The sequence below is a fragment of the Sulfitobacter sabulilitoris genome, from assembly GCF_005887615.1.
Classification (GTDB): Bacteria; Pseudomonadota; Alphaproteobacteria; order Rhodobacterales; family Rhodobacteraceae; genus Sulfitobacter_E; species Sulfitobacter_E sabulilitoris.
The window spans coordinates 216885-239996 of sequence record NZ_VANS01000003.1; the positions used below are offsets into that span (position 1 = coordinate 216885).

A 23112-nucleotide genomic window follows, 5' to 3' on the forward strand; every position below is an offset into this window, starting at 1 on the left:
GCAACATTAGTTCCAAAATGAACTTGACTGACACAATATCTAACCACAATCTGGAAAAGCAAGTTCCAAATGGAACTGTATGCAAGATTGAAAAATTTGGGATGGGGTCAAGGCCTCTTCCATCAACGGGAAGGGAAAATTATGAAACACCAGAAATTCCTTGCGCCTCTTGCGTTCGCGCTGGGCCTGACGTCGGCGGGCGCTGTGACGGCGCAGACCTTGACGATGGGCGTGCGCGGCGGACCTGAATCGATGGATCCGCATTTCTCGGCCCTGGGGCCCCATGCCGAAGCCGCCAAGCATATTTTCGACACACTGGTCTGGTCGGGCGACGACCTGCAGATCGAGCCGGGGCTGGCGACCAGTTGGGAGGCGGTGGACGAAGACACCTGGGAGTTCAAGCTGCGCGAAGGCGTGACATTCCACGACGGGTCCGCCTTTGACGCCGAGGACGTGAAATTCTCGATCGAGCGGATCCCGGTCGTCACCGGCCCGACGACCACGGCGATCTACGTGCGCCGCGTCTCCGACGTCGAGATCATCGACCCCTACACGTTGCATATTCATACCGACGGCCAGGCGGCGACCCTGCCGAACGACTTCATCCGCCTGTTCATCGTCTCGTCCGAAGCGGCGGCGGACTATTCCACGCCCGAGACGGCCGCGGAGGGCTTCAACTCAGGCGCGGCCACCATCGGCACCGGGCCCTACAAATACGTCAGCTGGGAGCCGAAGGGCGATCTGGTCCTGGCGCGCAACGACGATTACTGGCGCGGCATGGGTGCGTGGGAGACGGTGGTGCGCAAGGAGATCCCCAACGACAGCTCGCGGCTTGCGGCGCTCAAGGCGGGGCAGGTGGATGTGATCAACTACGTCTCGTCGGTGGATTACCTTGCGCTGGAACGCGATCCCGACATCGATGCCATCAAGGGCGACAGCGTCTATATCATGAATCTGCAACTCGATCAGCGCGAAGACACCCCGTTGGTGCGTGCCAAGGACGGATCGGACCTGGATGAAAACCCGTTCCGCGACCTGCGTGTCCGGCAGGCCATCGACCATGCGATCGACCGCGAAACCATGGTCGACATCGTGCTCGAAGGTCTGGGCAAACCGGCGAACCAGATGATGCCCGCGGGCTTTTTCGGCTCGTCCGAGGACATTGCCATGCCTGCCTACGATCCGGCGATGGCACAGGAGCTGCTGGCGGACGCGGGCTATCCGGATGGCTTCGAGGTCGATCTTTATTGCACCGCCGACCGCCTGCCGGGTGATGGCGCGATCTGCCAGGGACTGGGCCAGATGCTGACCCAGGTCGGTATCAAGACCAACGTGAACGCGGTGTCCAAGACCGTGTATTTCCCCGCGCAGGCGCGGCTTGAATATTCGATGTTCATGAACGGCTGGGGCACGCTGACCGGAGAGGCGTCCTACACCCTTGGCGGCCTCGCACATTCCAACAACCCGGAGGTCAAGCTGGGCGCCTACAACCGCATCGAGTACAAGAACGACGATGTGGACACCCTGCTGCAGACCGGCGCCAAGATGATGAACCCGGACGAACGCCGCGCGACCTACGAGGAGGCGATGGAAAAGGTGATGGCGGACAAGGCCTACATCTCCATCGTGCAGCTTCAGACGGTCTGGGGGTCCAAGGCGGGCACGGTCGAATTCACGCCACGCTTCGACGAGGACACGCTGGCGTTCTTCATCAAGCCGGCATCCTGATCCACCACATGACCATCTCTCCGGGCGGCCGCTGAACGCCGCCCGGACGTCGTTTGCCCCAAGGGAGAACCGATGCTCGGTTTCGTCATCCAGCGATTCATTCAGGCCGTGGGCGTCATGGCCGTGATGTCGGTGATCGTGTTCTGCGGTGTCTATGCCATCGGCAACCCGATTGACATCGTGATCCCGCCAGAGGCCACGCAGGACATCCGCGAGGACGCCATTCGCAGGCTGGGATTGGATCAGCCGCTCTACCGGCAGTACTTCATCTTCATGTCCAACCTTCTGCAGGGCGACCTGGGCCGTTCCTTCGTCTACAACATTCCGGTTCTCGACCTGATCGGCGGGCGCCTGCCCGCGACGCTGGAACTGGTGCTGATTTCGGTCATTTCGGCGACGTTCATCGGCGTGACCCTCGGGATCTATGCGGGGTATCGGCCCGAAAGCTGGTTGGCCAGAACGATCATGGCCGTCTCCGTCCTCGGGTTTTCGGTGCCGTCCTTCTGGGTCGGTCTGATCCTGATCCTGACATTCGCGGTGAACCTGGGCTGGCTGCCGGCCGGCGGACGCGGTGACACGGTCATGATCGCCGGAATCGAATGGTCCTTTCCGACGCTGAACGGGCTTTCGCATATCCTGCTTCCGGCCATCAATCTTGCGCTCTTCAAACTTGCGATGATGATCCGTCTTGCGCGGGCGGGCACGCGCGAGATCATGCTGACGGACACCATCAAGTTCGCCCGTGCCGCGGGCCTGTCCGAAGCCACGATCCTGCGTCGCCATCTGCTCAAGCTTATCTCCATCCCGATCATCACCGTCTTCGGGCTCGAACTGGGATCGACCCTTGCCTTTGCCGTGGTGACCGAAACGATTTTCAGCTGGCCGGGGGTGGGCAAATTGATCATCGACAGCATTGCCGTGCTCGACCGGCCTGTCATGGTCGCCTACCTGATCCTGGTCGCGTTCCTGTTCGTGACGATCAATTTCGTGATCGACCTGGTGTTCGCCCTGATCGACCCGCGCGTGCGCAACGGGGTGTCGGCGTGAACGACGCAAGCACCCCCCTGCGCCGGTTCTGGGCCGAATTTCGCGAGAACAGGATCGCGGTGGTCGCGCTGGCCGTCGTGGTCCTGATGATCCTGCTGGCGATCTTTGCATCGCTGGTGTCGCCGCAGAACCCCTATGATCTGGCGAACCTGTCGCTGATGGATTCGCGCCGACCGCCGGGCTTTGTCGGCTCGGGCGGATACACGCATCTTCTGGGCACCGATCCGCAGGGGCGCGACCTGCTGTCTGCGATCTTCTACGGGCTTCGGATTTCCATTCAGATCGGGCTTGCCGCGGGCTTCGTATCCCTCACGATCGGGACCGCGCTGGGCATTCTCGCCGCCTACAAGGGCGGCCGGATAGAGGCGCTGGTCATGCGGCTGGTCGATCTGCAACTTTCGTTTCCGGCGATCTTGCTTGCCCTGGTGATCGTGGCGCTTCTGGGGCAGGGCAAGGTCCAGCTCATCGGGGCGCTGGTGGCCGCGCAGTACGCGTATTTCGCGCGCACCGCCTATGGCGCCGCCAAGGCAGAGCGCGGCAAGGACTATATCGAGGCGGCGCTGGCCACCCCGCTGAGCGCGCGGCTGGTGGTCATGCGCCACCTGCTGCCCAACTGCACCCCGCCGCTGATCGTGGTGGCGACGGTGCAGATTGCCAATTCGATCTCACTCGAGGCCACGCTGAGCTTTCTGGGGCTTGGCCTGCCGGTGACGGAGCCGTCGCTGGGCATGCTCATTTCCAACGGCTTTCCCTACATGATGAGCGGTCGCTACTGGATATCGGTCTATCCCGGCGTGGCGCTGATCATCCTGATCGTCGCGATCAATATCGTCGGCGACCAGGTGCGCGATCAATTCAATCCGAGGCTTCGCAAATGACCGATCCCGTCTTGAGCGTCGAAAACCTGTGCACGCATTTCTTCACCCGCGCGGGGGTGGTCAAGGCGGTCGACGGCGTGTCCTTCGATCTCGCGCGCGGCGAGATCATGGGCCTGGTGGGTGAAAGCGGCTCCGGCAAGACGGTGACAGGCTTTTCGCTGCTCGGACTGGTCGATCCGCCGGGGCGCATCGTGCGGGGATCGGTGCGTCTGGCGGGAACCGAACTGACGACCCTGCCGGACGCCCGGTTGCGCGCCCTGCGGGGGCGCGAGATTTCGATGATCTTCCAGGATCCGATCGCGACGCTGAACCCGATGCTGACCATCGGCCAGCAGATGAAGCTGGCCATCGACGCCCACGAACGGCTGAGCCGGCGGGCCGCCACGGCCCGCTCCACCGAATTGCTGACCCAAGTGGGCATTCCCTCTGCCGCGGCGCGGCTGCGGGCCTATCCACACGAGTTTTCCGGCGGCATGCGGCAGCGCGTGGCGATCGCGATCGCCCTGTTGCACCGCCCCGCTGTGATCGTCGCGGATGAACCGACCACGGCGCTCGACGTCTCCATCCAGGCGCAGATCCTGCTGCAGATGCGCGACCTGGCCCGCGAAACCGGAACCGCGATGATCTGGATCAGCCACGACCTTGCCGTGGTGTCCAGTCTCGCCAGCAAACTTGCGGTGATGTACGCGGGCCGGATCGTCGAGCAGGGCCCCACCGCGACGCTTTTGCGCGATCCGCGTCATCCCTATACGGCGGGTCTGATCGCGTCGCTGCCTGCGATGACCAAGCCGGGAACACCGTTGACGCAGATCCGCGGCACCACGCCGTCGCTGCTGTCCCTGCCGCCGGGATGCCCGTTTGCGCCCCGCTGCGGCAAAACCACGGATCGCTGCCGCGAAGAGCCCGCCCTGACCGAGGAGAACGGGCGCGGATGGCGCTGTTTTCACCCCGAAGGCAGCAATCAGGAGGTCCCGGCGTGACTGACTTTCTGAGTGTGGACGACGTGAGCCGGATCTTCGGACCCAACCTGTCGCTTGGCGAAAGGATCGCGGCCAGATTGGGCGGCAAGGTCGAAACCCGGTCGGTCCGGGCGGTGTCGGATGTATCGCTGTCGGTCCGGAAGGGCGAAACCCTCGGGCTGGTTGGTGAATCGGGTTGCGGAAAATCGACGCTCGGTCGGGTGATCGCCGGAATCCTGCCGCCGACGACGGGCCGTGTTGCCATCGACGGCGCGCCGGTCATGGAAAACGGCACCAAGGTGACGACGCGCGTGCAGACCGTGTTCCAGGACCCTTTCGCCAGCCTCGATCCGCGGATGAAGGTCGGCGATACCGTGTCCGAGGGGCCGATCGCGCACGGGCTGACCACCCGGGGCGGCGCGCGGGCCTATGTCGCGCAGTGGTTCGAGCGGGTGGGCCTTGATCCGGTATGGGTGGATCGCTATCCGCACCAGTTCTCGGGCGGGCAGCGCCAAAGAATCGCAATCGCCCGCGCGTTGGCGATGCAGCCCGACGTGCTGATCTGCGATGAACCCGTCGCATCGCTGGACGTGTCGATCCAGGCACAGATCATCAACCTGTTTTTGGAACTGACGCGCGATCTTGGGCTGACATCGGTTTTCATCAGCCACGACCTGTCGGTCGTGCAGCATGTGAGCGACCGTGTCGCGGTCATGTACCTGGGGCGCATCGTCGAACTCGGGCCCGTGGCGCAGGTCTTTGGGACACCGGCGCATCCCTATACGGCGGCCTTGTTCGGCAGCGTGCCGAAGCTGGTCCTGGACGCGGATGAACTGGTGCGCTTCAACGCCATCGACGGCGAGGTGCCGTCGCCGCTCGCGCCGCCATCGGGCTGCTATTATCACCCGCGCTGTCCGCTCGCGACCCGCACATGCCGCGAAACGCAGCCGCGCACGCAGCCGGTGTCAGACCTGCGCGCGGTTGCCTGCCACCATTTCGACGCGCATCTGAAGGCACGGTCTTCGGACGCGCAGGCGGGCCGCGCGGTCAAGACATAGGCCAGGCGGTGCCCGGGCGGTCGGGTCGCGGGCCGTGCCGCTGTGCGTCACCGCCTTTTACGTCCGGGCGGCGGCCTGGGCACGCCGCGTCTTTACGACAAGATGAACGCCGCGGGGCCGGTGGATCCGGTCGACGCAGCCCGGAGTGCGCAGCCCCTGGGCTGGCTACCGGCCCGTGAACTTCGGCGTGCGGCCCTCGGCGAAGGCGCTGACCGCTTCGCTGTGATCCGAAGTCGCGTTCGACATGTTCTCCATCGCGAGGCAGGCATCCATGATGCTGGCGGCAAGTTGCTTCAGGCCGATGTTGATCGACACCTTGGTTGTCCTGATGGCCACGCCCGCGCCGCCGGCCAGTCGTTCGGCAAAGGCGTTCACGCGGTCATCGAGGTCTTCGGCCGGGACGGCATGGTTGATCAACCCGATGCGTGCGGCCTCGGACGCGGTCATCAGATCGCCCGTCATCAGGTATTCCTTGGCCCGTGCGTATCCGATCAGTTGCGGCCAGATCACGGCACCGCCGTCGCCCGCGGTGAATCCGACGCTGACGTGGGGGTCGCCGATCTTGGCGGTCTCGGCGGCAAAGATGACATCGCAAAACAGCGCCAGTGTCGCCCCGAACCCGGTGGCATGGCCGTTGAGCTTGGCAATGACGGGCTTCTCGCAATCCAGCAGCGCGTTGATGATGCGCTTGGCTTCGCGTGCGGTCTGGCCAAAACCTGTGTCGATCATTTCCTGCATCCACACGATGTCGCCGCCAGAGGAAAACGCGCGCCCCGCGCCGGTGAACACGATCACGTCCGAATGCGGATCGTCGGCCGCGTCGTGGAACACCGTGCACAGTTCGCGGTGCATGAGCTTGTCCACCGCGTTCAGCTTGTCTGGCCGGTTCAGCGTCAGCGTGAGGATGCGGCCCTGGCGGGTGGCCTGGATCGTCTGATACGGGGGGAAATCGGTCATCGGAGGAAGCTCCTGTTACATCGCGGCGGAAATGTCGCGGGCCATGTCCTTGAGCGCGGTGCCTGCGATGGGGGTGATGTGTGGCAGGGAAATGAACGCATGGATCATGCCCTTGTAGACCCTGAGCCGTGTCGGCACGCCCGCGGCGCCCAGCCGGTCGTGCAGGTCCGCGCCTTCGTCATGCAGGATGTCGCATTCCGCAAGCCCGATGCTGGTTGGGGGCAGGCGCGACAGTTCCTTGTCCGCAAGCGATGGCGCTGCGGCGTCGCCCAGATAGCAGGTCCAGAACCAGAGCATGCCGTCACGGGTCAGCAGGTGGTTGTCGGCATATGCGTGCTGCGACGCGCTGGCGCAGGCCGGGTCGAGCGGCGGATAGAACAGGCCCAGGTGGCGCAGCGGCAGGTCCGTGGCCAGGGCGGTCATCAGGGCGAGATGTGCGCCCGAGCTGTCGCCGCAAACCGCGATCCGCGCCGGATCCAGCCCCTCTTCGGCGCCGTGGCGGTGAACCCAGTCCAGCGCGCAAGAGCAGTCGTCCGGTGCGGCGGGATAGGGTGTCTCGGGCGACAGCCGGTAGGCCACCGACAGGACCGCGCACCCCGAATCGAGCGCCAGCGACCGGCAGATGCTGTCATGGCTATCGAGGCTGCCCCAGACCCAGCCGCCGCCGTGAAAGAAGACGACCACGGGCAAATCGCCCCCGGCGCGCGGCACATAAAGCCGGCAGGCGATGTCACGGTCGCCCGCGGGTATCCGCAGGTCGCGCAACTCATGGACCTGGCGTTTCGGGGCCAGTGCAAGGCGGTCGTCGGCGGCCGCCCGCGCTTGGTCCAGCACCGCGCGCGGCAGCGGCCGTACATGGTTGCGCGGATCGGACAGCAACTCGGCAAAGCAGGGATCGACGGTCATCTCGGGCTCTCAGTGCTTCCTTGGGGTGCGCGTCTCGGACGTACGCGGCGTCTTGAGGACAATGAAATACGCGCTAGTAGGTTTTTCTTGCTTTGAGGAAAGGTAGCTGGCAATCTGTCCCAAGTAAAGCCTTGTTGCAGGTCGCCCGATATGCGGTCGGCAAGGCATTCGGGCCAGAAAGGAGTGCTGCGATGCTGGAATCTGTCGCGGATCGTCGTGCGGCGACGCTGGAGAGAGTTCCCCACTGGACGCCCCGCTGTCTGCATATGCTTCTGGACGAGGCCGCGCGGGAATTCGGCGCGCGCCCCTACGTCGTGACCGACGACGCGACCCAAAGCTATAGCGACATCGCCGCACGGTCCAAGGCGGTTGCCGGCGGGCTGCTGGCCTGTGGCGTGAAGCCGGGCGACCATGTGGCCGTGATCATGGCGAACTTCGCGGAATTCGTGGTGTTGAAATACGCGATCTCGCGGGTCGGCGCCGTTTGCGTACCGATCAACTTTCTGAACCGGCGCGACGAAATCGGCTATGTGCTGACGCAATCCGATGCCGCGTACCTGGTCACGATGGACCGGTTTCGCGGCCTCGATTACCTGACGGCGCTGGACGAATTGGCGCCGGGCTGGGATGTGCAGGGCGGTGGCAGCGATTTCCCGCAGCTGCGACAGGTCATCGTGATGCCGACCGGCGATGGCCCTTCGGCCAGCGATGCGACCCTGTTTTCGGCGCTCGAATCCGATCACCCGCCGTTCGACGGCATCTCCGATCCCGACCCGCAGTCGGTCAGCGACATCATCTACACCTCCGGCACCACCGGATCGCCCAAGGGCGTGCTGATGACGCACGAGATGTTGTTGCGCGCGGCCTTCGGAAGCGTCTATGCCCGCGCTTTCGACGATGGCTGGCGTGTCACCTTTTCGCTGCCGATGTATCACGTCTACGGCTATGTCGAAGGGATGCTGACCGTTCCCTTCGTCGGCGGCGTGATTGTTCCGCAACTGGCCTTCGACCCGGTGGCCACCCTGGACGCCATCGACCGGCACAAGGCCGACGACGTGCTGTTGGTGCCCACGATGACGGTTGCGTTGCTCGATGTGCTGCGCAAGGCGCCGCGCGCCCTGTCCAGCCTGCGCGCGGTGATTTCCTCCGGCCAACGCTCGCCCGCGTGGATCTGGGAGGATATCGACAGGCTGCTGACCCCGCAGGAGGTCACGACGGGCTACGGCATGACCGAAGTGACCGCGACCATGGCGATGACCCGGCCCGAAGACCCCAAGAGCCGCCGGACCTCTACCAATGGCCGCATGCGTGACGTGGGCCCGGCGGGCGACCCGGCGACCGGGCGGCTGACCGAATTCCGCATCACGGACCCCGATACGGGCAAGGCCCTGCCCGATGGCGAGGTGGGCGAGATCATGGCCCGTGGCCTGTGCGTGACGGCGGGATACTACAACAAGCCGGACGAAACCAAAGCCGCATTCGACGCGGATGGCTGGCTTCATACCGGCGATCTGGGGAAATTCGATGGCGACGGTTACATGTTGCTCGTCGGGCGGCTGAAGGAGACCTACCGCTGCGGCGGCGAACAGGTGATGCCCACCGAGATCGAGGATCTGCTGGTCACTCATCCATCGGTGCTGCAGGCGCATGTCGTGCCGGTTCCCGACGACCGCATGGGGGAAACCGGGGCGGCATTCGTCGTGTTGCGGGACGCGCCCGCGGTGACCCCGGACGCGCTGACCGCCTTCTGCATGGACCGGCTCGCGCGGTTCAAGGTGCCGAAATACATGCTGCCCATCTCTGCTGACGACCTACCGACGACCCCATCGGGGCGTGCTCGCAAATTTCTGCTGAGCAAGCGCGCGATCGCCGATCTGGGATTGAGCGAGCAATGATACAAAGGACCAGAAACATGCCTCAGGACATCCGCATCACCCGCGACACACCGATCGGTTTCGAACTGACCGGGGTCAAGAAGAAGGCCGCGATCCAGCTTATGGGCTCACGGCTCTGGGGCCGGTTCAACCCCAACCACTGGGACCCCGTCTATGCCGCCGAAACCGGCCTCGACGCGCCGATCCAGACCGGCGAGATGTCATCGGCCTACCTTGCCGAGATGTGCGTCAACTATTTCGGCCCGTCGGTGTTCACCGGGGCGCGGATGCAGTGCAAATACGTCGCGTCCACCTATGCCAACGAGGTCATCACAACCTACGGCGTGGTGCGCGAAAAGACCCCGAAGGGCGATGGATTTCGGTTCAGGGTCGAAATCTGGGCGCAAAACGAGGCGGAAGAGAAAAAGACGACCGGCTTCATCGAAGCCGATGTCGATGTCTGAAAAAAGGAAAACACCATGACGCCGACCCCCAAGACAGACAGCCTGCGGCCCATGACGCAGGTGCAGATCGACCAGGAACGCGCCTTTGTCAAAAGCCTGGAAGAAGAATGTGAAACCTATTGGGACATGGTCAGCATCGGCGACGTTCTGTCGCGCGATCTGGAAGTCACACCCGAGCTCGTCATCCTTTATGCCGACGCGGTCGAAGACTATAATCCCTGGTACGAAGGCTGGCGCATGAACGAATGGCGCATCACGGGCGCGTCACCCTTTGGCGGGGCCATCGTGCCGCCGCTGATGATTTCGCATTTCGTGCTGTCGGTGCAGTTCGATCACACCAAGCCGTTCGCCATCGGGTCGATCCACACCTACCACGACACCGAAATTCTTGCGCCGATCCCGATCGGTGCGACCATCCGGATCACGACGACGGCGACAGACAAGTTCATCAAGCGCGATCGCCGGTATGTCCGCCATGAGGTCAGCGTCAGCGATGTGCGTGACGACACGCTCTACATGCGCGAAGTCCGCGATATCCTTTCGCTCTAGGCACCCGGCGTCATTCATGTCACTAGACCTTCACAGCAAGATCCAACCCGGACAGGACACTGCATGGTCATTGCCAAGAAACCCATGAAAATCCGCGAAGAGGTTGCCGCGCTCAAGCGCGAACGGACCTTGGACACGGCAGTCGACCTGTTTTACGAGAAGGGCTATGTGAACGCCACGCTCGACGATGTCGCCGACCGGCTGAGCGTGACCAAGCCGTTCATCTACGCGAATTTCGGATCAAAGAACGAGCTTTTGTCGGAAATCTGCCTGCGCGGCGTCATGGCCGCAAAACAGGCGCTGGACGATGTGCTGGAATTCGATCTCGGACCCGGAGAAACGCTGCGCCTGTTCATCACGCGATATGTCGCCGCGATCCTCGAGCATCAGAAGAACATCGCGGTCTACACCCGCGAGGAAAAGAACCTCGGCACCGCCGAGGCGCAAAAGCTCGCGGCGCTGCGCAAGGCCTTCGTGGCCAAGCTGACATCCATCCTGGAGCAGGGCGTCGCGTCGGGCGAATTCGATGTCAGGGACCCGAACATGGCGGCGCTTGCGATCATCGGATCCGTCAGTTGGTCAACCTTCTGGTATCATCCCGACGGCCGGCTGACGATCGCTGACATCACCCAGAATATGACTCACCTGCTGATGGGGCTTGCCGGTCTGAAACGCGCCTGAGCCTTTGACCGGCAAAAACGGCACGACAGAATTTTGTTGAAAAATACTGACCAGTATAATAACGTAATTGCAAGGACCAATAAGGACTGGCGCGTTCGCTTCGTGCCGCCGAAGTCACGGGGAGGGTGCTTCGTTGCAAAAGTTTGACGCGATTATCGTTGGTGCCGGCTTTGCCGGATTGCGAGCGCTGTACCGCCTGCGAGAGATGGGCAAATCCGTGCGCGTGCTCGAGGCTTCGGGCGGCATCGGCGGCGTTTGGTACCACAACGGTTATCCCGGCGCGCGGTGCGACGTCGAAAGCTACGACTACTCCTACAGTTTTTCGCCAGAGCTCGAGAAGGAGTGGCGCTGGTCCGAGCGCTACGCGACCCAGCCCGAGATCCTGCGCTATATCAATCACGTCGCCGACCGATTCGACTTGCGCAAGGACATCGACCTGAACACCCGGATGGACCGCGCGACCTATGACGAGGACACCGCGCGCTGGACGATCGAGACCGGCAAGGGCGAGACGATCTCGGCGCAATACCTGATCATGTGCGTCGGGCAATTGTCGACGACCAAGGCGCCGGAATTCCCCGGACAGGACGACTTCGCCGGTGAGATCATCCACTCGGGTGTCTGGCCCGACCGCGAGGTGACATTCGAGGGCAAGCGCGTCGGCATCATCGGGACCGGCAGTTCGGGCATGCAGATGACGCCCGTGGTCGCACGCGCCGCGGACCACCTGACCGTGTTTCAGCGCACCGCGAACTTCAGCGTTCCGGCGGCCAATGCGCCCGTGTCGGACGAGGAGGACCGGAAGGTCAAGGCAAACTATGCCGAGCGCCGTCAGCAGGCGTTGAATTCGCCGACCGGGCTTGGGTTCAAGCCCAACCGCCAGTCCGCCCTGGACGTAGACGATGCCGAACGCGAAAAGGTCTACGAAGCGGCCTATCACCGGCTCGGCTTCGGCTTTGCGCTGGCCTATCACGACATCCTTCTGTCCAAGCCCGCCAATGACACGGCGGCGGAGTTTCTGCGCCGCAAGATCGGCGCGCTGATCGACGACCCCGAAACGCGCGACAAGCTGGTGCCAAAGGACCACGCCTTTGCCGCGCGGCGGCCATCGGTCGACAGCGGCTATTTCCAGGCGTTCAACCGCGACAATGTCGAACTTGCCGATATCCGTGCGCATCCGATCGTGGAATTCACGCCCGAAGGCCTGCGCACCGAGGACAAGCTGCACAAGCTCGACATGGTGATCTTTGCAACCGGGTTCGACGCTTTCACCGGATCGTTGCTCAAGCCCGAGATCAAGGGCCGGGGCGGTATGCAGCTCCGCGAAAAGTGGGCGGCGGGACCGGTCACGCAGCTTGGCATCGGCGTCGCCGACTTCCCCAACCTCCTGATCGTGGTGGGCCCGGGCAGCCCGTCGCTGCTGAGCAACGTGATGGTGTCCATCGAGGAACAGATCGACTGGATGTCCGATCTGGTCGCCCATGCGGACGCGCAAGGCATCGTCGAAATCGAGGCCGAGCGCGCGGCGGAGCAGGCCTGGGTCGCGCATGTCAACGAGCGGGCGCAAGAGACGCTCTACATGACGGCGGCGTCCTATTACAACGGCGCCGAAGTCGCCGGAAAGCCACGGGTTTTCATGCCGTATTCGGGTGGTATCCGAAACTACCGCCGGATCCTCCAGCAGTGCGCCGACGACGGCTACAGCGGGTTCGCCTTGCGGCGCGCGCCGCAAAAACAGGCGCGCGGACAGGTGGGCGCATGAGTTTCGATTTCACCGGCAAGACGGCTGTCGTCACCGGGGCGGCGGGTGGCATCGGGCGCGCGGTGTGCCTGTCGCTGGCGCGCGCCGGTGCGCGCGTCGTCGCGGTGGATCTGTCGGCGCAGGCCGGAGAGCAGACCGCCGCCTCGGTCCGCGACGCGGGTGGAGAGGCGATCTTTGTCGCGGGCGACGTGGCGCGGCCCGATGATCACGCCGCCTATGTCGCGGCCGCGACGCAAGCCTGGGGCGGCATCGACATCTTCATGAACAACGCCGGCTGGCAGGGCGACATCAAGCCCGTCATCGATTACCCGGTCGAGGTCTTCGACAAGGTCATGGCGATCAACGTGCGCGGCGTGTTCCTGGGGTTGCAGAATGTGCTGCCCGTGATGATCGCCCAGGGCTCGGGCGCGGTGGTCAATACCGCCTCGCTGGGCTCCTACATCGGGACACGCAACCTTGCCCCCTATTCGGCCAGCAAACACGCCGTGATGGGCCTGACCAAATCCGCCGCGCTGGAGGTCGCCCGCAAGGGCGTGCGGATCAATGCGATATGCCCCGGCCCCGTCGATACCGAAATGCTGCGCGATATCGAGGCGGGCCAGTCACCGCAGGACGCCGAGGCGCTGCGCGCCAAGCGGGCCGCCTCTATCCCCGATGGCCGCTATGCGGAGGCCGAAGAGGTCGCGGACCTGATGCTGTACCTTGTGTCCGATCACGCCCGCCACATCACCGGCCAGGGCATTCACGTCAACGGAGGAGCATATGCCATCTGAGCGTGGATCAGTCGCCATCGTCGGCGGCGGCACGATGGGTGTCGGGCTGCTGTATGTCTTTGCCGCCGCGGGATACGACATGATACTGGTCGAGCCCGACACGGCCAAGGCCGCGGCCGCGGCCCGCCGCCTGCAAGACGCCGTCGAAATCGGTCTGGCGCGTGGCAAGCTGACCGAGGCGCAGGCACGGGCGATCACCCAGGGGTATCGCCGCATCGACGCGGCAAAGGCGCTGCCCGAGAATGCCGCGCTGGTGGTCGAAACCGTGCCCGAGCGGCTGGAGCTGAAGCACGCCGTGCTGGCCGATATCGCCGCGCGCCGTCCTCGGATCATCGCGACCAACACCAGCGCCCTGTCCATCGACATGCTCGCCGCGGCGGTGTCCGATCCGACGACTTTCGTGGGCATGCACTTCTTCAACCCGGTCTGGTCGCTGCCGCTGGTCGAGATCGTGCGCGGCGCCGCCACGAGCGAGGCGACCCTGGATGCCGCGCGCGCCTTTGCCGGAACCATCGGCAAGTCGGCGATCACCGTGACGGACACGCCGGGCTTTGCGACCAGCAGGCTGGACCTCATCGCCGCGATGGAGGCGATCCGCATGGTTGAGGCGGGGGTCGCATCGGCCGAGGACATAGACCGCGCGATGGTGGTGGCCTACCGGCACCCCATCGGGCCGCTGCGCTTGAGCGATATCGTCGGACTGGACGTCCGGCTCGACATCGCCCGCAGCCTGAGCGCGTCGCTTGGCCCGCGCTATGCCCCGCCGCGCCTGCTCGAGGAAATGGTGGAACGGGGCGAGCTGGGTCAGAAGACCGGGCGTGGATTTTTCGATTGGACAGAGGCGGCATGACATGGATGGTGGACACAACATGGGTTTGACCCTTTTTCAAGGCACACTGGTGGATACGCAGGAGCACCACGCGATGCTTCGCGAGAATGTCGCCAAGCTGGCCGGCGGTTTTGGCCGCAAGTATTTTCAGGACGCCGTGAAGGAGAACCGCAAACCGACGGAGCTTTGGGATGCGCTGGCCGAGGGCGGGTTCCTCGGTGTGCATGTCGCCGAAGAATACGGCGGCAGCGGCGGCGGGCTTGCCGATTACAACGTTATCGTCGAGGAAGTGGCCGCGCAGGGGTGCCCGATCCTGTCGCTGGTCATCGGATCGATCTGCGCGCCGATCATCGAACAGCATGGCTCCGAGGCGCTGAAACAGGAATGGCTGCCCGGTCTGGCCAGCGGCCAGAAGCGTCTGGCCTTTGCCATCACCGAACCCGATGCCGGAACCAACACGCACAAGATCACGACCACCGCAAAACGCGATGGCGACGGCTGGTCGATTTCGGGAACCAAATACTGGACCTCCGCGGTGGACGAAAGCGAGGCCATCCTGGTGGTCGCGCGCGGTGAGGAACGGGACGACAAGGGACGCGGCAAACTGTCGTTGTTCATCGTGCCCGCGGATGCCAAAGGCCTGACCCGGACGCCGATCGAGACGGCCTTGCAGGTGCCGGAGACGCAATTCACCATGTTCTTCGATGATGTGAAAATTCCCGCCGACGCGATCATCGGTCAGGAGGGGCAGGGCATGCGCCATCTTTTCGCGGGGCTGAACCCCGAACGGGTCTGTGCCGCCGCGATCAACAACGGCATCGCACGCTATGCCTTGCAGAAGGCCGCGCAATACGCGACCGACCGCAAGGTCTGGGACGTGCCGATCGGCGCGCATCAGGGCGTGTCGCACCCGCTGGCCAAGGCCTATGTGGCGGTGCAGCAGGCCCGCCTGATGACGGCGCGCGCGGCGGAGCTGTTCGACCAGGGGTCGCCCGAGGCGGGAGAAGCCGCCAACATGGCCAAATTCGCCGCCGCCGATGCGTCGCTGGAAGCGCTGGATCAGGCGATCCAGACACATGGCGGCAATGGCATGGCGCTGGAATACGGGCTGGCGGACCTGTGGTTTATCGCCCGTCTGCACAAGACGGCCCCGGTCAGCCGCGAGATGATTCTCAATTTTCTTGCCCAGCACAGCCTCGGGCTGCCCAAGAGCTATTGATGATGCACTCCGCGCAGGACCATAGCACGGAGATGGGCACCTTTGCCGAGGTGATCCGAACCCATGCCGCAACGCGCGGAGATGCCCCCGCGCTCAGCTTCGAGGGCCGCACCCAGACCTTTGCCGAGCTTGATGCCGCAAGCTCGCGGGCGGCGAACATGCTGCTGGCTCAGGGCGTGGTCAAAGGCGACCGCGTCGCGATCCTGACCCGGAACCGACCGGAATATTTCGAACTGATCCTGGCCTGTTCCAAGATCGGCGCCATCGTGGCCGGGCTGAACTGGCGCCTGGCGCCGGTCGAAATCGCCGCAATCCTGAAAGGCTGCGCGCCCAGGGTCGTTCTGACCAGCAGCCAGGACGCCGGATTGCTGGTCAAGGCGCCCGGCCACGTGGTGGTGAGCCTCGACACCGATTACCCCGCCCTGCGCGATGCGGCCCCGGCCGACGATCCCGGCCACCGCGGTGCGCCCGAAGAGCCTGTCCTGCTGCTCTACACATCTGGAACCACGGGCCTGCCCAAGGGCGTGACGCTGACCAATCGAAACATGTCCTATACCTACAGGCTTGCCACCGAAAGCTGGGGCATGTCGCCCGACAGCGTCAACCTGGTGGCGATGCCGATGTTTCACATCGGCGGCTGTGGCTATGGGTCGTCCACCTTCATGGCGGGCGGGCACACCGTATTGATGGCCGAAGTCGATGTCGCCCGCGCCATCGAACTGGTCGCCGCGCATGGCGTGACGCACACGTTCCTCGTGCCCACGGTGGTGCAGTCGCTGTTGAACGTACCTGGGATCGAGCAAGCGGACCTGTCCAGCATGCAACTGCTGATGTACGGTGCCGCCCCCATCGGCGACGTGCTGCTGAGCCGCGCGATGGAAGTGCTGCGATGCCAGTTCATGCACGCCTACGGCATGACCGAAGCGGCGGGAACCGTCGTCGTGTTGCGCCCCGAGGATCACGCGCTCACGGGGCCCAAGGCCGCCTTGCTGAAATCCTGCGGGCGCGCCCTGCCGTGGGTGGATTTGCGCGTGATCGACCCCGATACGCAGACCGACGCCGGCGTGGGCAAGCCCGGAGAGATCTGGCTGCGCTCGCCGATGATGACGCGGGGCTACTGGAACGCGCCCGACGCCACCCGCGAGGCGATCACGCCGGACGGTTGGTTTCGCACGGGCGACGCCGCCTATCTGGACGGCGACGGCTATGTCTACCTGTTCGACCGCTTCAAGGACATGATCATTTCGGGCGGGGAAAACATCTATCCCGCCGAGATCGAAAACGTGCTGAACGCCCACGAAGGCATCCGCGAGTGCGGTGTCATCGGCGTGGCGCATGAAAAATGGGGGGAAACCCCGCTGGCGGTGGTTGTCCCGAAGGACGGCGCTCAGGTCAGCGCGGAAGGGATCATCGCCTTCTGCCGCGATCGGCTGGCGCATTACAAATGCCCCACGCGGGTGGAATTCGCCGACACCTTGCCCCGCAACGCCTCTGGAAAGCTGCTCAAGCACGAGATGCGCAAGGCATACAAGGGGCCGGCCGATGCTTGATAACGCGCAGCCACCGACGGCCCTTGGCCTCTTGCGCCGCTGGGTGGTGGATTACTTCAACCGCCATGACGCCGCGGCCTGCGCCGACTTCATCGTGCCGGACTACAGCCTGCACATCGGCGATACCGTGTTTCGCGGGCGTGATACCGAATGGCTGCCGGCGGTGGACGTGCAGATGAAACTGTTTCCCGGTCTTGCGATGACGGTGCATCAGACCCTGTCCGGCCCGGACTGGGCGGCGGCCTATTTCAGCGAGCATGGCGCAAGCAAGGGCCGCGCGGCGGTCTGGTCCGGCATCGCCATCTACCGCACCGACGGGACGCGGCTGGTCTCCTGTGTCGCGCAGGAAGACTACATGACGCGCCAGCGCCAGTTGAAATCGGGCCTCGCCGATCCGGCGGAGCCGCCCGCCGTGGCCCCCTGGGACGGCGCGGAAGGCACGCCCGATCCGGACGCCGAAGCCGTCGTGCGGGATTGGCTCGGCGCCGATTGGCCGTTGGATCATCCCGCGATCCGGGTCGATGACGAACACATCACCGGCACGCCGCTGCGGTTCGCCACGAGGTCGGTCGATGTCCGGTCGCTGCACTCCGCAGATGGCCATGTGGTGTTTCACGCGGTGTATCACGGCCAGTACCAGGGCGGCTTGCCCAAGGTCGATCCGACCGGGCAGGCGGCGCATCTGCATTGCAACGGCATGTTGCGCGTCGAGGATGGCAAGGTATCGTCGGGCCGGATCATCCGCGACCGGCTCGCCCTTCGGGTGCTTTTGCGCGAAAGAGGCGGCCAATGACCGATGCTCCCGTTCTGATCGCGACCGAAGGTGCCACGCTGATCATCACGATCAACCGGCCTGCGGCCCGCAACGCCATCGACCGCGCCACCACGCTGGCCATCGCCGAGGCCATCGACACGCTGGAGACGGACGACAGGCTGCGCGTCGGGATCCTGACCGGTGCGGGCGATCATTTCTGCGCCGGGATGGACCTCAAGGCGTTCCTAAAGGGCGAGCGGGTGGAGATCGAGGGCCGGGGACTTGCCGGTCTGACCGAGCGGCCGCCGCGCAAACCGCTGATCGCCGCCGTGGAAGGCTACGCACTGGCCGGCGGTTTCGAGATCGCATTGGCCTGCGACATGACCGTGGCCTCGCAAACCGCGATGTTCGGCATTCCCGAGGTGCGTCGCGGGTTGATCGCGGGGTCCGGCGGACTGCTGCGCCTGCCGCAGCGGATTCCGCGGCAGATCGCGCTGGAATACGCGCTGACGGGCAATTTGATGGACGCGGCCACCGCGCACCGCTGGGGGCTGATCAATCGCCTGACCGAAAGGGGCGGTGCGCTGGACGCGGCGCGCGCGCTGGCGGCCGAGGTCACCGCCAACGCGCCGCTGGCCGTGGTCGCCACGAAGCAGATCATGGCATCGGCACACAATTGGCCGGCACAGGACGTCTGGCCGCGCCAGAATGCGATCCTCGAGGCCGTCATCGCGTCGGACGACGCAACCGAAGGGGCCCGCGCCTTCGCCGAGAAACGCAAACCCGATTGGAGTGGCAGATGATTGTGCGCCTGTTTTCACTGATTGCCGGATCGCTGGCGGCGCTTGCGCTGCTGGGCATGGCCTTGCTGACGCTGTTCGACGTCGTGGGGCGCAACCTGCTGCGCCAGCCCGTGCCCGGGGCGACCGAACTGACGGAAATCGGGTTGGTTGCGGTGACCTTCCTGCTTTATCCGCTGATCGCCTATCGGCAATCCCATATCTCTGTCGATCTGTTCGATGACTTCATGAGCCCCGCCGTGCGGCGCATCCTCGGCGTTATCGGCAACCTGCTGGGCGGCGCGGTGTTCGCGGTCTTTGCCTGGCAATTGTGGAAACAGGCCGACCGGTTGATGGGCTACGGCGACGTCACGTCCTACCTGCGCCTGCCGCTGGGGCCCTTCGTCTATTTCATGGCGATCGCCAGCGGTGCCACCGTGATCGGGTTTGCCGTGGCGGCCATCGCCACGGCCCTCGGGCGCGACACCACCGACGACACGGGCCAGATCAAATCGCCGGGGTACGAATGATGCTGAGCGCGGGTTTGGGATTTCTCGCGGCGCTCGTCCTGATCTTTCTCAGGGTGCCGATCGCCATTGCGCTCGCCGTTGTCGGGTTCACCGGCTACGCGATGCTCAACGATGTGGCGCCGGCCTTCAGCGTCATGGGGCTGACCGCGATGGGATCGACGATGTCCTACAATCTTGCGGTGGTGCCGTTGTTCATCCTGATGGGCAACCTCGTCGCCGGCGCGGGGATCAGCCAGGAACTTTACCGCGCGGCCCAGGTCTATGTCGGGCACCGGCGCGGCGGCCTGGGGATCGCCACGATCCTGTCATGCGGGGGCTTTGCCGCCGTCTGCGGGTCAAGTGTGGCGACGGCCGTCACGATGGGGCGGGTGGCGATCCCGTCGATGCGGTCCTACGGCTATGCCGACAGTCTGAGCACCGCAACCGTCGCCGCCGGCGGCACGCTGGGCATCCTGATCCCGCCCAGCATCATCATGGTGATCTACGGCATCACCACCGAAACCCATATCGGCAAGCTGTTCGCGGCGGGCATCGTTCCCGGACTGATCGGCATCGCGGGCTACGCCGCCGCGGTCAACTGGGTGGCGCGCCGCCATCCCGACCGCGCGCCGCGCGCCGATACCGCGACGCGGGCCGAACGCCTGGACGCGCTGAAAAACGTCTGGGCCGTCTGCGCGCTGTTCGCGCTGGTGCTGGGCGGCATCTACGGCGGTTTCTTCACCGCGACCGAGGCGTCGGGCATCGGCGCCTGCGGGGCCCTTGCCTTTGCGCTGATGCGGCGGACGCCCCTGCGCGAACTCGTCGAGATCATGCGGGTGTCGGCGGAAACGACGGCGGTGCTTTTCGCGCTGATCATCGGCGCGTCGATCTTTTCGGAATTCGTCAACCTCACCGGCGCGCACCAGGGGATCCTGTCGGTGGTGCGCGATGGCGCGCTGTCGCCGGTGATGGTGATGGTGGTGATTTGCCTGATCTACGTGCTGCTGGGCTGCGTACTCGACAGCCTCGCGATGATGCTGCTGACGCTGCCGATGTTCTTTCCCATCGTGGTCGGCCTCGGGTTCGATCCGATCTGGTTCGGCATTCTCGTCGTGATGCTGGTGGAGATCGGCCTGATCACGCCCCCCATCGGAATGAACCTCTTCGTGCTGAAATCCATCCTGCCCGACGTGCGGCTCATGACCATCATCCGCGGCGTCGTGCCCTTCATTGCCGTCGATATCCTGCGCATTTTGCTGATCGCGCTGATACCGGCGCTCACGCTCTTTCTTCCGGGATTGTTCTTTGGCTCCGGTTGAAACCCATGTGCAGGCCCGCACGGGATCACGGCCTGCAACGGATGACGAACGATCCTATTCAGACTGGGAGGAATGAAATGCTACACACCACACTGAAAAGCCTGACGGCGGGCGTTTTCGCGGCGACCTGCGCTTTTGCGTCCAGCGCCACGGCGCAGGACACCGTGCTGAAATATTCGTCGTGGTTCCCCGAGAGCCATTCGACGAACACCGTGCTGAAGGCATGGATCGAAGACGTCGAAGCGGCGACCGAGGGCCGCGTCACCGTCGAATACCTGCCGAAGACCGTGCAGACCCCGCGCGACCAGTTCGACGTGGTCGTCGATGGGCTTGCCGATATCGTCATCGTGCTTCCGGGCTATACTCCCGGTCGTTTCCCGGTGCTCGAAATCGGTGAACTGCCACTGCTCGTGTCCACCGACGAGGCGACGCTGGCGCCGGCGTTCTACACGCTCTACGAGACGGAAATCGCACCGGCCGAGCCCTTCAAGGGCGCGCAGGTTCTGACGACCTGGGCCTCCGCCCCGACGCATATCGCGACCAAGCCCGGCCCGATCACGTCGATGGAGCAGATGAAGGGCCTGAAAATCCGCGCACCTTCGGCCACGGCGGGTCTGGTGGTGGATGCAATGGGCGCGGTGACCGTGCAAAAGCCCGTGACGGAAATCTACGAGCTTGCCTCCAGCGGGATCGTGGACGGCACATTCTTCAGCTACGGGCCGATGATCTCCTGGAAGACCAAGGACATCTTTCAGAACGTCACCGTGATGCCCGGCGGCATGGGTCAATCCGTGATCGCGGTGCTGATGAACCAGGGCAAATTCGACAGCCTGTCCGAAGCTGACCGGACCGCCATCATGGAGGTCTCGGGCGAGAAGCTGGCGCGCGCGTTCGGCGCCGCGTGGCAGAATGACGAGGACGTAGCGCTTGCCGATCTGGGTAACCTGACGGTGGTCGAGGCGTCGGATGAATTCCTGGCCGAGTTCAAGCAGGCCATCGAGCCCGTGGAGGCCGCCTGGGTGGAAAAGGCCAAGGCAGCCGGCTTGGCGGATCCTGCGTCGACGCTTGCCAACTTCCGCGCGTTGCTGGAAGCCGCGCAAACCAACTGAGGCCCGTCGCCTTTGTGACGCGTGGCGCGGTTTTGGCCGCGCCACATGCGTTTGTGGCAGCCCGCGTGCGTGACAGCGCGCACAGACCCTGGTCTGCGGATCGCCGCGCCCGGTCAGCGGGCCGCTCGGCGACAATCGCCCACCCTACAGGATTTCCATCACCACCGCGGCCAGCACAAGATACCGCGTCCCCTTGGCAAGGGTGACGAGGCAGAGAAACGGCACAAGGGGTTCGCGCATCAGCCCCGCGACGACGGTTATCGGATCGCCCACCACGGGCAACCAGCTGCCCAGAAGCGACCACCGTCCGTACCGCCGATACCACCCTTGGGCGCGGTCCAGCTGACGCTCCGATCCGGGGAACCACCACCTGTCCCTGTAGCGCAGAACATACCGCCCCATGGACCAATTGATCACGGAGCCAAGAACATTTCCGACCGTCGCGACAAGGATCAGCAGGGATGCGGGATGCTGCGCGGCGGCCAGCAACCCCGCCAGGACGGCTTCGGACTGCATCGGCAGCAGGGTCGCCGCGACCAGGGCGGAAGCGAAGAGACCGATATAGGCGATCATGGGCCACTCATGCCGCGAATTGTCCCTCGTGTCAGAATGACCCGCAGCGGCGGCGTCTGTTGCGTGGGCGTGCAGACGGCGACAGCCGCTGATCTCCGCACGTCATATCCTGCGGATGGCCCGACATGACAAGCCCAAAGACCTCATCGCGCCCCGGCGCCCCTGGCCCTGGCCGCGCCGGAACGGTGCATCCCAACCCGTCGGATCGCCGGGGTCCGGTGGCTTTGCCGTCCGGCGTTGGCTGGCAAGGGTGGTTGCAGCCACGGGCGGTTGGGGCGATCGCAAGGCCGCATCGCTGCCGTTGCATTTCGTCCTTTCCAAGGCGATCGGGACGACCCATATCTGTTGTATGCGCCACGACCTCCACCATTTCGAAAGGATCGCTCGCGAAACCGTCGCATCGTTGCCGGACGCGTTCCGGCCCGCGGCGGAGCATGTCCTTTTGCGCATCGCCGACTGGCCCGAGCCGGGAATCCTGGCCGACCTCGGTATCGAGGACGCCCGCGATTTGACGGGCCTGTACGAGGGTATCCCGATGACCGAGAAATCGGTGTTCGACATGGCCCCGCAGCCGGACGTCGTATGGCTTTTCCGCAAACCGATCCTGGCCGAGTGGCGCGAGCGCGGCGATGTCGATCTGAACGATTTGATCGCCCATGTGGTGATCCATGAATTCGCCCACCACTTCGGGTGGACCGACGAGCAGATCGGCGTCATCGACCAGTGGTGGCTTTGACCCCCGGCAGGGTCGCGGCGCGGTTCATCACTCCCGAATGCTGCCATGTCAACGCGGGCACCGGAAATCCTCGTGGTTCTGCCTTTCGGCTGGTGCGTC

The 23112-nt window shown here is 64.5% G+C and carries 23 protein-coding genes; 20 read left to right on the forward strand and 3 right to left on the reverse strand.

Going from position 1 to position 23112, the window contains the following annotated elements:
- Window positions 1-141: 141 nt before the first annotated feature.
- The 5 genes from FDT80_RS13315 to FDT80_RS13335 all read left to right on the forward strand — a co-directional run bounded on the left by FDT80_RS13315 (window position 142) and on the right by FDT80_RS13335 (window position 5670).
- Entirely contained in the window at window positions 142-1728 is a 1587-nt protein-coding gene (locus FDT80_RS13315; protein ID WP_246039952.1) for an ABC transporter substrate-binding protein, read from the forward strand.
- 72 nt (window positions 1729-1800) lie between these two features.
- Window positions 1801-2775, forward strand: coding sequence for an ABC transporter permease (locus FDT80_RS13320; protein ID WP_138662798.1), 975 nt, complete (start codon window positions 1801-1803; stop codon window positions 2773-2775).
- Complete coding sequence (locus FDT80_RS13325; protein ID WP_138662799.1) at window positions 2772-3653, forward strand: ABC transporter permease; 882 nt, start codon at window positions 2772-2774, stop codon at window positions 3651-3653. Before FDT80_RS13320 ends, FDT80_RS13325 begins: the two co-directional genes overlap by 4 nt.
- Complete coding sequence (locus tag FDT80_RS13330) at window positions 3650-4633, forward strand: ABC transporter ATP-binding protein (RefSeq protein WP_138662800.1); 984 nt, start codon at window positions 3650-3652, stop codon at window positions 4631-4633. Before FDT80_RS13325 ends, FDT80_RS13330 begins: the two co-directional genes overlap by 4 nt.
- Window positions 4630-5670: an ABC transporter ATP-binding protein gene (locus FDT80_RS13335; RefSeq protein WP_212733856.1), complete on the forward strand. Its 1041-nt coding sequence runs from the start codon at window positions 4630-4632 to the stop codon at window positions 5668-5670. Before FDT80_RS13330 ends, FDT80_RS13335 begins: the two co-directional genes overlap by 4 nt.
- 165 nt (window positions 5671-5835) lie before the next feature.
- On the opposite strand, the gene FDT80_RS13340 is transcribed toward FDT80_RS13335, so the two are convergent.
- Both FDT80_RS13340 and FDT80_RS13345 read right to left on the reverse strand, forming a co-directional pair.
- Window positions 5836-6627, reverse strand: coding sequence for an enoyl-CoA hydratase/isomerase family protein (locus FDT80_RS13340; protein WP_138662802.1), 792 nt, complete (start codon window positions 6625-6627; stop codon window positions 5836-5838).
- Window positions 6628-6642: 15 nt separating this feature from the next.
- Entirely contained in the window at window positions 6643-7533 is an 891-nt protein-coding gene (locus FDT80_RS13345; RefSeq protein ID WP_138662803.1) for an alpha/beta hydrolase, read from the reverse strand.
- A 191-nt stretch (window positions 7534-7724) separates the two neighbouring features.
- Between FDT80_RS13345 and FDT80_RS13350 the strand changes: the two genes are divergently transcribed.
- From FDT80_RS13350 to FDT80_RS13415, 14 genes are all read left to right on the forward strand, one after another.
- A complete protein-coding gene (locus FDT80_RS13350; RefSeq protein WP_138662804.1) occupies window positions 7725-9428 on the forward strand; it encodes a class I adenylate-forming enzyme family protein in 1704 nt (567 codons plus the stop codon).
- Window positions 9429-9445: 17 nt separating this feature from the next.
- Window positions 9446-9871, forward strand: coding sequence for a hotdog family protein (locus tag FDT80_RS13355; protein WP_212733857.1), 426 nt, complete (start codon window positions 9446-9448; stop codon window positions 9869-9871).
- A gap of 15 nt (window positions 9872-9886) precedes the next feature.
- Window positions 9887-10420: a hotdog family protein gene (locus FDT80_RS13360; protein ID WP_138662806.1), complete on the forward strand. Its 534-nt coding sequence runs from the start codon at window positions 9887-9889 to the stop codon at window positions 10418-10420.
- A 63-nt stretch (window positions 10421-10483) separates the two neighbouring features.
- Window positions 10484-11101 carry a TetR/AcrR family transcriptional regulator gene (locus FDT80_RS13365; protein WP_138662807.1) on the forward strand — a complete coding sequence of 206 codons (618 nt, stop codon included), beginning with the start codon at window positions 10484-10486 and terminating at the stop codon, window positions 11099-11101.
- Window positions 11102-11234: 133 nt separating this feature from the next.
- A complete protein-coding gene (locus tag FDT80_RS13370; RefSeq protein ID WP_138662808.1) occupies window positions 11235-12863 on the forward strand; it encodes a flavin-containing monooxygenase in 1629 nt (542 codons plus the stop codon).
- Window positions 12860-13636, forward strand: a complete 777-nt coding sequence (locus tag FDT80_RS13375; protein WP_138662809.1) for an SDR family NAD(P)-dependent oxidoreductase — start codon at window positions 12860-12862, stop codon at window positions 13634-13636. Before FDT80_RS13370 ends, FDT80_RS13375 begins: the two co-directional genes overlap by 4 nt.
- Complete coding sequence (locus FDT80_RS13380) at window positions 13626-14486, forward strand: 3-hydroxyacyl-CoA dehydrogenase family protein (RefSeq protein ID WP_138662810.1); 861 nt, start codon at window positions 13626-13628, stop codon at window positions 14484-14486. Before FDT80_RS13375 ends, FDT80_RS13380 begins: the two co-directional genes overlap by 11 nt.
- Window positions 14487-14505: 19 nt before the next feature.
- Entirely contained in the window at window positions 14506-15684 is a 1179-nt protein-coding gene (locus FDT80_RS13385; RefSeq protein WP_138662811.1) for an acyl-CoA dehydrogenase family protein, read from the forward strand.
- Window positions 15684-17234: a long-chain-fatty-acid--CoA ligase gene (locus FDT80_RS13390; protein WP_138662812.1), complete on the forward strand. Its 1551-nt coding sequence runs from the start codon at window positions 15684-15686 to the stop codon at window positions 17232-17234. Before FDT80_RS13385 ends, FDT80_RS13390 begins: the two co-directional genes overlap by 1 nt.
- Window positions 17227-18027 carry an ester cyclase gene (locus FDT80_RS13395; RefSeq protein ID WP_138662813.1) on the forward strand — a complete coding sequence of 267 codons (801 nt, stop codon included), beginning with the start codon at window positions 17227-17229 and terminating at the stop codon, window positions 18025-18027. The genes FDT80_RS13390 and FDT80_RS13395 overlap by 8 nt, the downstream gene beginning before the upstream one ends.
- On the forward strand, window positions 18024-18791 hold the full coding sequence (locus FDT80_RS13400) for a crotonase/enoyl-CoA hydratase family protein (RefSeq protein WP_138662814.1): 768 nt from the start codon (window positions 18024-18026) through the stop codon (window positions 18789-18791). The genes FDT80_RS13395 and FDT80_RS13400 overlap by 4 nt, the downstream gene beginning before the upstream one ends.
- Complete coding sequence (locus FDT80_RS13405; protein WP_138662815.1) at window positions 18788-19297, forward strand: TRAP transporter small permease; 510 nt, start codon at window positions 18788-18790, stop codon at window positions 19295-19297. Before FDT80_RS13400 ends, FDT80_RS13405 begins: the two co-directional genes overlap by 4 nt.
- A complete protein-coding gene (locus tag FDT80_RS13410) occupies window positions 19294-20595 on the forward strand; it encodes a TRAP transporter large permease (RefSeq protein WP_342777652.1) in 1302 nt (433 codons plus the stop codon). The genes FDT80_RS13405 and FDT80_RS13410 overlap by 4 nt, the downstream gene beginning before the upstream one ends.
- A gap of 77 nt (window positions 20596-20672) precedes the next feature.
- Window positions 20673-21704: a TRAP transporter substrate-binding protein gene (locus FDT80_RS13415; protein ID WP_170311863.1), complete on the forward strand. Its 1032-nt coding sequence runs from the start codon at window positions 20673-20675 to the stop codon at window positions 21702-21704.
- 144 nt (window positions 21705-21848) lie between these two features.
- On the opposite strand, the gene FDT80_RS13420 is transcribed toward FDT80_RS13415, so the two are convergent.
- The gene (locus FDT80_RS13420) at window positions 21849-22277 is read right to left on the reverse strand and encodes a YqaA family protein (RefSeq protein ID WP_138662817.1); all 429 of its coding nucleotides are present in this window, start codon (window positions 22275-22277) and stop codon (window positions 21849-21851) included.
- 250 nt (window positions 22278-22527) lie between these two features.
- Between FDT80_RS13420 and FDT80_RS13425 the strand changes: the two genes are divergently transcribed.
- Complete coding sequence (locus tag FDT80_RS13425) at window positions 22528-23013, forward strand: metallopeptidase family protein (RefSeq protein ID WP_342777653.1); 486 nt, start codon at window positions 22528-22530, stop codon at window positions 23011-23013.
- The last annotated feature ends 99 nt before the right edge of the window (window positions 23014-23112 follow it).